We start from the raw sequence: 11,811 nt of genomic DNA, 5'->3' as shown, positions 1-11,811 counted from the left end.
GAAATGAAAGTACAAGTTGCTATTGATAGAGTAGATTTAGATAAGGCAATAGAGTTAGTTGTAAAGTTAAATGGATTAGCCGATATAATTGAAATTGGAACCTCTTTAATAAAAGACTATGGGCTTTTAAATTTAAAAGACTTAACTTTAAAGGCACCTAAATCATTAATATTAGGAGACATAAAGACTAATGATGAAGGGGCTTATGAGTTTACTATGGGATATAATCAAGGGTTTGACATTTTAACAGTCATGGGAAGCTCTTCTTTAGAAACACTACAAAAGTGTTATAGTGTTTCTAAAGAGTATAATAAAAAAATGATGATTGACTTGCTTGAATGCTCATATGAAAAAATAGAAGAAATATCAAGGTTTGATGAAGCAATTTACTGTTTACATACATCTGTAGATAAAAAAAGTAAAAATAATATTATAGGAGAGTTAAGAGATTTTAAACTTAAGTTTCCAAGCATAAGAAATATTGCTATAGCTGGAGGTATAAACTTAGAAATTATTAAAAGATTGAAAAATGAGGATATAAGCATAGTGGTAATAGGATCTTCAATAACAGCATCAAAAGATCCCATTAAGGCTTTAAATGAAATTAAGGAGGAACTTTTATGAAGTTAATAGATCAAATATTAAAAGAAGTAAATGATGTAGTATTAAATGTTAATGAAAAAGAAGTAGACGAAGTTATAAATATTATTGATAAAAGTAATTCAATTTTTGTTGATGGAGAAGGAAGAAGTGGCTTTCAGGCAAAAGGTTTTGCTATGAGGTTAATGCACATAGGATATAAATCGTACGTTATGGGGGAAACTATTACCCCTGCATTAAAAAAGCATGATATTTATATAGCTATATCTGGTTCAGGATCTACTAAGAATACTTTAAGTAATGCAAGGTCAGCAAAAGATTTAGGGTTAAAAGTTGTTGCAGTAACAAGTAAGAGAAATTCTTCTTTAGGTGAAATAGCAGATATTATTTTAGAAGTACCTGGAAAGGTTAAGGGTGACGGTGAAGGAGGATCAATACAATTATTAAGTTCTTTATTTGATCAAGCTGTTCATATAGTTTTAGATTGGATATGTCTTTTAATAAGTAAGAGAGATAATTTTTCAAATAAAGAAGCTTTAAATAATCATGTTAATGTAGAGTAGTAATTTTTGAGAACATGTTACAACATAGGGTAACATGTTTCTTTGGCCTCAGAAACTGTTTACCATTACATTTTACTGGTCTATAATGAGCTTGTAAGTAAGAAAAAAGACAAAATTAAAATAAATGAAATAATTAAAGTTTAATAAGTTGTAATAGGAAAGGTGGCTAATTTTATGGATACAAACAAAAAGTTTTCTATAGTAATAGCAGGAGGAGGAAGCACATTTACACCAGGTATCGTAATGATGCTTTTAGATAATGTAGATCGTTTTCCTTTACGTAAATTAAAATTATATGATAATGATAAAGAACGTCAAGAAGTAATTGGTGAAGCACTTGAAATATTATTAAAAGAAAGTGCACCTGAAATAGAATTTTCATACACAACAGATCCTGAAGAAGCATTTACAGATGTAGATTTCTGTATGGCACATATAAGAGTTGGAAAATATGAAATGCGTGAAAAGGATGAGAAGATTCCTCTAAAATATGGAGTTGTTGGACAAGAAACTTGTGGACCTGGTGGAATAGCATATGGAATGCGTTCAATAGGTGGAATGATGGAATTAATCGACCTTATGGAAAAGTATTCTCCAAATTGTTGGATGCTAAATTATTCTAACCCAGCAGCAATAGTTGCAGAAGCTTGCCGTGTGTTAAAACCAAATTCAAAGGTATTAAATATTTGTGATATGCCAGTTGGAACATTACGTCGTATGTCTCAAATAGTTGGATTAACTCCAGCAGATTTAGAAGTTAATTACTTTGGATTAAATCACTTTGGGTGGTGGACAAGTGTTAGAGATAAACAAGGAAATGATTTAATGCCAAAATTAAGAGAATATGTTGCTGAAAATGGTTATTTAAATCAAGTTGAAGTAGATACTCAACATACAGAACCAAGTTGGCAAGAAACTCATAAGAAAGCAAAAGACCTAATAGCATTAGATCCAAACTTCTTACCAAATACTTATTTAAAATACTATCTATATCCAGATTATGTTGTAGAACATTCTAATGCAGAATTTACAAGAGCAAATGAAGTAATGAATGGAAGAGAAAAGAATGTATTTAGTGCAGCAAGAGAAATAGTTAAGGCTGGAACAGCAAAAGGTGGAGAATTCCATATAGATGCCCATGCATCATTCATAGTTGACTTAGCAAGAGCAATTGCATACAACACACATGAAAGAATGTTATGTATTGTAGAAAACAAGGGGGCTATTGAAAACTTTGATCCAACAGCAATGGTTGAAGTTCCATGTATCGTAGGAAGCAATGGACCAGAAGCTTTAGTTCAAGGAACTATTCCAAGATTTGAAAAAGGTCTTATGGAACAACAAGTAGCAGTAGAAAAATTAGTTGTTGAAGGTTGGATAGAAGGAAGCTATCAAAAGTTATGGCAAGCACTTACTTTATCTAAAACAGTACCTAGTGCAAAAGTGGCAAAAGAAATATTAGATGATTTAATTGAAGCTAATAAAGGTTACTGGCCAGAACTTAAATAATAAAGTATAAAAGAACAGATACAGGCTCGGACAATGGATTATCCATTATCCGAGCTATGTTTAAATAATAGATTATTGATTAAGGAGAATAAGAATGATTAGTCAAGATATTAGAAAAATTGCTCCAGAAATGGATCCACTTCGCAGAGGAATGGGATATACTTCAGAGGATTTATCTAAACCACAAATAATAGTGGAAAGTACTTTTGGAGATAGTCATCCAGGAAGTATTCACTTACTTAAATTTGCAAATAATGCAGCTATGGGCGTATCAGAAAAAGGGGGAAGGGCTTCTAGATTCTTTGCAACAGATATATGTGATGGAATGGCACAAGGTCATGATGGAATAAACTATTCTTTAGCATCTAGAGATACAATAGCATCACTTATAGAAATTCATGCTAATGCAACACCTTTTGATGGCGGTGTGTTTATAACGAGTTGTGATAAAGGAGTACCGGCACATTTAATGGCTATAGGAAGAATTAATATACCAGCGATTGTTGTTACTGGTGGGGTAATGAAAGCAGGTCCAAATCTTTTAACATTAGAACAAATAGGAACTTATAGCGCTATGGAAAAGCGTGGAGAAATTACTGAAGATGAGTTAACTTATTATAAAAATAATGCATGTCCATCAGCTGGTTCATGTTCATTTATGGGTACTGCCGCAACTATGCAAATTATGGCAGAGGCATTAGGGTTAATGTTACCTGGAAGTGCAGTTATGCCTGCAACATGTGAGGACTTAGAAAGTGTAGCAATAGAAGCAGGAAAGAAAATTGTTGAATTAGCTAAGAGAAATTTAAAAGCAAGGGATATAGTTACAGCAAAATCTTTTGAAAATGCAATTATAATTCATGCAGCTATTTCAGGATCAACGAATTCATTGCTTCATATTCCAGCAATAGCTCATGAATTTGGAGTAGATATAGATGCAGAAAGTTTTGATAGAATACACAGATATGCACCATATTTATTAAATATACGTCCAACAGGTAAATGGCCAGCAGAATATTTTTATTATGCAGGTGGAGTTCCAGCAATTATGGAAGAAGTTAAGGATTTATTACATTTAGATGTAATGACAGTTACGGGAAAAACTTTAGGTGAAAACTTAGAAGATTTAAAGAAAAATGGATTCTATGAAAAGTGTAATGAATATTTAAAAGAAACTGGTTTAAAGAAGGAAGATATTATTAAGCCATATACAAACCCAATAGGTAAAAATGGAGCTATTGCTATATTGAAAGGCAATATAGCACCAGAAGGAGCTGTTGTTAAACATTCTGCAGTACCAAAGGAAATGCATAAAGCTATTTTAAAAGCAAGACCATTTGATAGTGAAGAAGAGGCAATTGAAGCAGTATTATCTAAAAAGATTAAACCAGGTGATGCAGTATTTATTAGGTATGAAGGACCAAAGGGAAGTGGAATGCCAGAGATGTTCTATACAACAGAAGCAATTTCATCAGATAAAGAATTATCTGCAAGTATTGCTCTTATTACAGATGGAAGATTTTCAGGAGCATCAAGAGGACCAGCTATAGGGCATGTTTCACCGGAAGCTGCAGTTGGAGGACCAATAGCATTAGTGGAAGAAAATGACTTAATTGAAATAGATATAGAAAAGAGAATATTACAAATAGTTGGTATTAATGGAGAACGAGTAGATTTAGATGAAATTGATAAAATACTTGCTAAGCGTAAAGAATCTTGGAAACCAAGATCAAATAAATATGAGTCTGGAATATTAAAGATATTCTCAGATAAAGCAGTTTCACCAATGAAAGGTGGATATATGGAATAATTAATAATGGATAACTGACAATTGATAAATAAAGAGGTTTTGCTCAGCAAAACTTATAGAAGAGAGTATTATTATAAAAATTTGTTATAATTCATAATTCTTAAGGATTAATTTTCAGTTAAAAGTATAGGAAGACAGATAAAAATTATAAGTGAAAATATTATATAAGATTTATAGGAGATTTTATTATGTTTAGAATAAAAGTTTTAAATGCCTTAAAGGAATGTGGTGTAGTAGCTGTGGTCCGTGGAACTACAAAAGAAATTGGAGTTAAGATATCAGAAAGTTGCATTAGAGGAAATGTTAAAGCTATAGAAGTAACATATACAAATAAATTTGCAAATGAAATAATAAAAGAACTTTCAGAAAAGTATTCTAAAGATGATGATGTTGTAATTGGAGCTGGAACAGTATTAGATTCTGAAACAGCAAGGATGGCGATATTAGCAGGAGCACAGTATATAGTTTCACCATCTTTTAATAAAGATACAGCAACACTTTGTAATAGATATAACGTACCATATATACCAGGAGTAATGACTATAAATGAAATAGTGACTGCTTATGAAAGTGGAGTAGATGTAGTTAAGCTATTCCCAGGGAATGCTTTTGGACAAGGATATGTAAGTTCAGTAAAGGCACCACTACCACATGCAAATATTATGGTAACAGGTGGAGTGAATTTAGAGAATATAGATACTTGGGCAAAAGCAGGAGTAGATTTAGTTGGAATAGGTGGAGAACTAAATAAGCTTGGAGAAGTAGGAAAATTTGATGAAATAGAATCTACTTGTAAGAAGTATATAGAAAAGTTCAATAATGCAAGAGGTATTTAATATGAAAGTCGCTGGATTAGGGGAAATATTATTAAGATTATCGACTAAAAAAGGAGCATTATTATTAAATTCAAATGAATTTAATGTAAATTATGGTGGCGGGGAAGCTAATGTATTAATTTCACTAGCGAATTTTGGAATAAGTACTAGAATGCTTACTAAGATTTCCAATGATACCTTAGGAGATGCAATGCTTAGCTATTTAAAATCAAAATCTGTAGATACTAGATTTATAGTTAGAGGCGATAAGAGAACTCCAATCTATTTTTTAGAGACTGGAAGCGGAAATAGGGGATCAAAAGTAATTTATGATAGATTGGATTCAGCTTTTGGATCTATTTTAGAGGAAGATATAAATATAAGAGAAGCATTAAATGGAATAGATATATTCCATGTTTCGGGTATAACTTTAGCTATCTCAGAAAAAACAAGAGAGTTAACTTTTAAAATATTAAAATACTGTAAGGAAAATAATATTTTAGTCAGTTATGATTCAAACTACAGGGCAAAGATGTGGAGTTTGGAAGAGGCAAGTGAAGTTACCAAAGAATTATTACCATATGTAAATATTTTTTCAGCTGGTATATTAGATGCAGAAAATATATTGAATATGAGATGTGACTTAGAGGATAGATATGAGAAATTAAAATATTATTATGATGAAATTTCAAAGAAGTATCCTAATATAAAGCATATTTTTTCATCATTTAGAGAAATAAAATCATCAACAGTAAATACTCTGCAATGTAATTATTATAATAATGGTATATTGTTTTCTTCGAAAACTCATATAATAGATGATATAGTGGATAGAGTTGGTGGGGGAGATGCCTTAACTGCAGGAATACTATATAGCATTATAAATAATAAGACTCCTGAATATGCTTGTGAATTTGCTGTTGCAGCATCTGTTTTAAAACATACAATTTATGGGGATGCAAACCTAGTAACAAATGAGGAAGTGGAAAGTCTAGTAAGCTATGGAGTGGGTAAAATAGCGAGGTAATGAGAAACAGCCTTTAAATTATGCAAAAATAAATATAATTATGAAATTGAATATGTAAAATAAAATCCATAGTAAATAAGTACTGTGGATTTTTATTTTATATATTATATATTAGATTTTAAATGTATAAAAAGTATAGATTTAAGCAAATTATAATAGGAATTTAAAAGGCTAATTATCCTACTTAAAAAGTAATTAAATCATAGAGAGTTGTTATAATATTTTCCTGAAAATAATTGATAAGGTATTAATTTTTAAATTAATTATAGATATTATTATAGAAATTATAAGTAGATGTTGTATAATACTAATTAATAAATTTTATGCTTTAGGAGAAGAAAAATGAAATTAAGAAATGCTACAGAAAAAGATTTAATAGACATAATGAAAATTATTAATGAAGCAAAGTCGTTTTTAAAAAATAATAAAGTTGATCAGTGGCAGAATGGATATCCAAATGAGGAAGTTATTTTAAAAGATATAAGGAATAATATAAGCTATGTGTTAGAAGATAATTATGAAATTATAGGAACATCATCATTATCCTTTGATGTTGAAGAAACTTATAATACTATTTATGAAGGAGAATGGATTTCAAATGGGAAATATGCTGTTATCCATAGAATAGCTGTTTCTAATAATAGTAATAGAAAAGGAATTGGAACAGAAATAATTAAAAGATTAGAGGAAATTTGCATATCAAAAAAAATAAAAAATATAAAGATTGATACACATGAAGATAATTTAACTATGAAAAAGTTGTTAGAAAAGAATAGATTTAAATACTGCGGTGTCATTTATTTATTAGATGGTAATAAAAGAATTGCTTTTGAGAAAGAACTTTAAAAAATAAGTTTAAATGAGAAGGTTATTATTGATCATATAATAGTCTTCTCATTTACATTTATACATTTAAATTTTAGTAATATAGATTATGAGAATTATTGTATTTAGAATATTTTATAAATATATCAAGTTCAACTAAGTTGAATTGGTTGGTAATAAATTCAAAATAACATTAAAATAGTATATTATATGTATTATAATGGTAATTATAAAATGCAAATAAGGGGATAGATTAGTATGAATACAGAAAATATGATAGCAGAGATTTTAGAGGAAGAAAATAAGAAAAATCCTTTAACTGATGAAGAGATAGCAAAAAAATTAAATATATTAAGAGAGATAGTAACTGAATATAGAAAAAAAAATAATATAGCTAATTCACGAAATAGACGATTAGAATATGTAAAAAAGGATGCCTTAGAAATTTTAAAGAAAGATAAAAAGATATCAGACAGAGCTTTAGCAGAAGCTTTAAAGGAAAAGGGTTATAAAGTTGAAAGATATGCAGCTTCTAATATAAAGAAAGAGTTAATTTCTAATATAAAAGAAGATGAATATATAGATGAGATAAAAGATAAAAATACAGAAGATACTAAGGAATCTCATGAACAAAAGGACTTTTTCAAAGAAGTGGTTGGATATAATGGGAGTTTAAGAGTTCAAGTTGAACAAGCAAAAGCAGCTATTAGTTATCCACCTCATGGATTACATGTATTGATTCTAGGGCCATCAGGAGTTGGTAAAAGTTATTTAGCTGATGCCATGTATGAATTTGCAAAGAGTACAAGTAATTTTTCGGAAGATGCCAAATATATAATATTTAACTGTGCAGATTATGCAGATAATCCACAACTTTTATTATCGCAATTATTTGGTAGTATCAAAGGCGCTTACACAGGAGCTACTGAAAATAAGATGGGAATTGTTGAGGCATGCGATGGAGGTATTTTATTTTTAGATGAGATTCATAGATTACCTGCAGAGGGGCAAGAAATACTATTTAGTATATTAGATAAGGGAATATTCAGGAGGCTTGGAGAAAGTGAGACTGTAAGGAAAAGCAATGTAATGATAATTGCGGCAACTACTGAAAACGTTGAAAGTTCACTTTTATTGACTTTTAGAAGAAGAATACCAATGGTTATAGAAATACCTGCAATTAAGGATAGGCCTTTTGAAGAGAGATTTGAGTTAATAAATAAAGCCTTTTTTGAAGAAAGTCATAGAATAAAAAAGGACATGCTAATATCTAAAAATGTTATAAGAGAACTTATGAGATATGAGTGCCAGGGGAATATAGGACAGCTTAAAAGTGATATACAAGTAGCATGTGCCATAAGCTTTTTAGAACATAAGCTTAAAGAAGATAAAAGATTATATATAGACGAAAGACACCTACCGGATTATATAAAAGAACAAAGTAGAAGGATTAATATTGAAGATTCTAATATAGAAAAGTTTATTATAGAAGATATTTATATATCTCATAAGGGTGAAAAGAGAACAGAAGAAGAGATAACAGGAAATAAGAAAAATACACATATATATAAATTTATAGAAAAAAGACAGTCAGAACTCAAATTTGTTGGTTATAGCGATGAAGAAATATCAAAAATATTAAGTCAACAAGTTGAACTTGAATTAATTAGGGGCGCTAAGGCTATTAATTACAATGTTGTAAATACAGATGAGCTTATGAATCTAGTTGGTGTCAAGAGTCTTGAAACAGTAAAAATTATGATAAAGCTTGCAAAAAAAGAACTTACAGGATTACAGTCAGATATAATTTATCCTTTGGCTGTTCATCTAAATTCAACATATGAAAGAATACGTAATGGAAAGGAGATAATTAATCCAAAATTAAGTATCATAAAGTCAAGGTATGAAAAGGAATATAATGTTGCTAAGAAAATGTGTGAAATAGTAAGAGAAAGATTAAATATAGATGTTCCTGAAGATGAAATAGGATTCATTACAATGTATCTTAAAAATTATAGGAGATACTTAAAAAATGAAGAAGGAAAAGTAGCTGTTATAGTAATGACTCATGGAAGAGTAGCATCAGCAATGGCTGAAGTAGCTAATAAGTTTTTAGGTGTTGATCATGCAGTTGGACTTGATATGGATTTTAGAGATTCTCCTGATATAATGCTTGAAAAAGCTATAAGATTAGTTAAAGAAAATAATCAAGGGAAAGGTTGTATTATTTTAGTTGATATGGGTTCACTGGTTACATTTGGAGATATAATAACTGCTAAAACTGGAATTGAAACTAGAGTAATTGGAAGAGTTGATACTTTAATGGTACTAGAAGCTGTAAGAAAGTCAGCATTAACAGATCAATCATTGGAAGAAATAATGAATGATCTTGAAAGTGAGTCTAAGGGTTTCGGATCAAGTCAATATAACGCTGAAAATAATAATTTATCAAAAGTTATAGTTACATTATGTATTACAGGAAAAGGCTCAGCTCTAAAAATAAAAGAGTATGTGGAAAACAAAATTGATTTAAAGGGAAAAGATACAGAAATTATATCTATAGGATTTATGGATGAAGATATAAATTCTTCTTTATCTAGGATAGCTAAAAATAAAAATATAGAAGCTATAGTAGGAACGATAAATCCGGAATTTGGAAATATACCTTTTATATCATTAGAGGAATTAATGAAGGGATCAGGAGTTAAAAAGCTAAATAATATAATATCAAATAAGGAAGAAAATAAGCTATCTGAAATTATAGATAAAAATGTTATTTTTGTTAATGAAAATTATAAATATAAAGATGAAGCATTAGATGATATGGTTAGAAAGCTTATTGATGGTGGATATGTAAAAGAAGAATTCTTATTAAGTGTATTTAAAAGAGAAATGCTTGGAGATACGTATTTAAAAGGAGGAATAGCAATTCCACATGGGGCTTCAGAATTTGTTACAAAACCAACCATATTAATTACTAAATTAGCCAATAAGATAGTATGGAGTGAAAATTATGAAGTAGATTTAATTTTCCTTATAGCCTTAAAAGATGATTCAAAAAAATATTTTGAACAATTATATAAGATAATTATGGAAGAAAGTGTTCTAAATAAGATAAAATCAAGCACTAGTACGGAAGAAATACTAGAAATTTTATTATAAAACTCAAAATACAAAACTAGCCATAATAATTTGGCATGACTATTGCTTTAATATATTGCAAGAAAACTAAAGGGGGGAAAAAGGTGAAGGATTTTTCTAAAGTGACTGTTATCTTAAGAGGTTACAGCTATGAACAAACAAAAACCGTTATGGAGGCTTTAGTTCAATCAAATATTAGAGCAGTAGAAATAACATTAAACACTGAAGGTGCACTTGAAACTATTGAAAAGATATCAGAAGAATATGGAGATAGAGTTAGCGTAGGTGCAGGTACAGTAAAAAATATAGAAGATGCAAAAAATGCAATAAAAGCAGGTGCGCAATTTATATTAACGCCAATAGTAGTTGAAAAAGAAGTTATTGATGAGTGTAAGAGAAACAATGTTAAATCAATAATAGGTGCAATGACCCCAACAGAAATTTGGTGGTGTTATGAAAATGGAGCAGATATAGTAAAAGTATTTCCAGCAAAAGCATGTGGAAGTAGCTATATAAAAGATATCAAGGCTCCTTTAGGAAATATAAAAGTAATGGCTGTTGGCGGAGTATCTGCAGAAAATGCTAAAGAATTCTTGAAAAATGGAGCTGACTATTTAGGTATAGGATCAAGTCTTTTTAATAAAGATGATGTGAACTCAAAAAATATTGAGGCATTAGTAAAGACATTAAAGGAATTAGAGAGAGAGATACAGTAGGAGGAAATAATATGAGTCACAGTACTTTAATTTACAGAAATTTAGAGTTTAATAGTAGTAGTGAAATTTTAGGTTTTTTAGCAGATAAGTTAAAAGATGAAGGATTTGCTAAGGATGGGTATAAAGAAGCTATATTAAAACGTGAAGTAGAATATCCAACAGGATTACCGGCTACTATAAAAATAGCAATACCACATTGTGATCATACTTTAGTAAATGAATCTGCCATAGCAATGGGAATACTTAATAATCCTGTAGATTTTCAAGCAATGGATGATCCAAGTGTAACATTGGATGTTCAAATAGTAATTATGTTAGCATTAAATGAGCCTCATGGTCATATTGAAATGCTACAAAAAATAATTAGTTTAATTCAAAATTCAGAAGACTTAAAGAAAATTATAGAAGCTGATAGTGATAATAATGTAATAGAAGTAATTAAAAAGTATTTAGACTAGATAAATAAAATAATTAAATAAAAAAGAAATTATAGTAAAATTGGAGGAATAAAAAATGAAAAGAATATTAGTAGCGTGTGGAAATGGAATTGCAACATCAACAGTAGTAGCAACAAAAATTAGGGAAATATGTGAAGAAAATGGAGTTGCGGTATCAGTAACTCAATGTAAACTATTAGAAATAGATAGTAAAGTAGAGGATTTTGATATATTAGTTACAACAGGAAAATATGGTGGAGATGGTGCAAATATACCAGTAGTATCAGCAATGTCTTTACTAACAGGAATTGGCGAAGAAGAAACTTTAGAAGAAATAGTAAACTATGCTAAAAAATAAATAATTAGTA

11 protein-coding genes are annotated in these 11,811 nt (G+C 29.5%); all 11 read left to right on the top strand.

The window, feature by feature from the left end; all coding sequences use genetic code 11:
• The first annotated feature begins 3 nt into the window (after positions 1-3).
• Positions 4-624 carry an orotidine 5'-phosphate decarboxylase / HUMPS family protein gene (locus J7M87_RS02150; RefSeq protein ID WP_291648224.1) on the top strand — a complete coding sequence of 207 codons (621 nt, stop codon included), beginning with the start codon at positions 4-6 and terminating at the stop codon, positions 622-624.
• On the top strand, positions 621-1,163 hold the full coding sequence (gene hxlB / locus J7M87_RS02145) for a 6-phospho-3-hexuloisomerase (protein ID WP_291648222.1): 543 nt from the start codon (positions 621-623) through the stop codon (positions 1,161-1,163). Before J7M87_RS02150 ends, hxlB begins: the two co-directional genes overlap by 4 nt.
• A gap of 174 nt (positions 1,164-1,337) precedes the next feature.
• Positions 1,338-2,672 carry a 6-phospho-alpha-glucosidase gene (locus J7M87_RS02140; RefSeq protein ID WP_291648220.1) on the top strand — a complete coding sequence of 445 codons (1,335 nt, stop codon included), beginning with the start codon at positions 1,338-1,340 and terminating at the stop codon, positions 2,670-2,672.
• Positions 2,673-2,766: 94 nt separating this feature from the next.
• Positions 2,767-4,482 carry a dihydroxy-acid dehydratase gene (ilvD, locus tag J7M87_RS02135; RefSeq protein WP_291648218.1) on the top strand — a complete coding sequence of 572 codons (1,716 nt, stop codon included), beginning with the start codon at positions 2,767-2,769 and terminating at the stop codon, positions 4,480-4,482.
• Between the two features lie 188 nt (positions 4,483-4,670).
• Positions 4,671-5,318: a bifunctional 4-hydroxy-2-oxoglutarate aldolase/2-dehydro-3-deoxy-phosphogluconate aldolase gene (locus J7M87_RS02130; RefSeq protein ID WP_291648215.1), complete on the top strand. Its 648-nt coding sequence runs from the start codon at positions 4,671-4,673 to the stop codon at positions 5,316-5,318.
• Between the two features lies 1 nt (position 5,319).
• Positions 5,320-6,324 carry a sugar kinase gene (locus tag J7M87_RS02125; protein ID WP_291648213.1) on the top strand — a complete coding sequence of 335 codons (1,005 nt, stop codon included), beginning with the start codon at positions 5,320-5,322 and terminating at the stop codon, positions 6,322-6,324.
• Between the two features lie 342 nt (positions 6,325-6,666).
• Complete coding sequence (locus J7M87_RS02120) at positions 6,667-7,170, top strand: GNAT family N-acetyltransferase (RefSeq protein WP_291648212.1); 504 nt, start codon at positions 6,667-6,669, stop codon at positions 7,168-7,170.
• A gap of 237 nt (positions 7,171-7,407) precedes the next feature.
• Entirely contained in the window at positions 7,408-10,311 is a 2,904-nt protein-coding gene (locus J7M87_RS02115) for a sigma 54-interacting transcriptional regulator (protein ID WP_291648211.1), read from the top strand.
• Positions 10,312-10,394: 83 nt separating this feature from the next.
• Complete coding sequence (locus J7M87_RS02110; RefSeq protein WP_291648209.1) at positions 10,395-11,006, top strand: bifunctional 4-hydroxy-2-oxoglutarate aldolase/2-dehydro-3-deoxy-phosphogluconate aldolase; 612 nt, start codon at positions 10,395-10,397, stop codon at positions 11,004-11,006.
• A gap of 11 nt (positions 11,007-11,017) precedes the next feature.
• The gene (locus tag J7M87_RS02105; protein WP_291648207.1) at positions 11,018-11,464 is read left to right on the top strand and encodes a PTS sugar transporter subunit IIA; all 447 of its coding nucleotides are present in this window, start codon (positions 11,018-11,020) and stop codon (positions 11,462-11,464) included.
• 55 nt (positions 11,465-11,519) lie between these two features.
• Positions 11,520-11,801 carry a PTS sugar transporter subunit IIB gene (locus J7M87_RS02100; RefSeq protein ID WP_291648205.1) on the top strand — a complete coding sequence of 94 codons (282 nt, stop codon included), beginning with the start codon at positions 11,520-11,522 and terminating at the stop codon, positions 11,799-11,801.
• Positions 11,802-11,811 lie beyond the last annotated feature (10 nt).

The sequence above is a fragment of the Clostridium sp. genome (genome assembly GCF_017888565.1).
In the GTDB taxonomy this organism is placed as follows: domain Bacteria; phylum Bacillota; class Clostridia; order Clostridiales; family Clostridiaceae; genus Clostridium.
The sequence above is the reverse complement of the archived record's forward strand: the minus strand, read 5'-3'. Positions and strand labels throughout refer to the sequence as shown.